Annotated in this window: 1 protein-coding gene; it reads left to right on the top strand. The window is 56.0% G+C overall.

What is annotated here, in order from left to right; genetic code table 11:
- A partial coding sequence (locus H6B10_RS16185; RefSeq protein WP_275951106.1) for a TCP-1/cpn60 chaperonin family protein occupies window positions 1-275 on the top strand: 275 nt, incomplete at both ends.

The raw sequence follows: 275 nt of genomic DNA, 5'->3' as shown, positions 1-275 counted from the left end.
CATTCCCGCTGTTGACAAGGTTGTTGCCGCACTGGAAGGCGACGAGCGCACCGGTGCCAAGATTGTCCGCAAGGCTCTGGAGGCTCCTCTGCGCCAGATCGCTGCCAACGCTGGTCTGGAAGGCAGTGTGATTATCGATAACATCCTGAAGGCGAACAAGGCTAACTACGGCTTTGATGCGCAGAAGGAAGAGTACGTCGAGGATATGATCGAGTCCGGTATCGTTGACCCGACCAAGGTTACCCGTTCTGCTCTGGAAAATGCTGCCAGCGTTG

It is taken from the genome of Gemmiger formicilis (genome assembly GCF_016901605.1).
Lineage (GTDB): Bacteria > Bacillota > Clostridia > Oscillospirales > Ruminococcaceae > Gemmiger > Gemmiger formicilis_B.
This window is presented reverse-complemented; position numbering and strand designations above follow the sequence as displayed.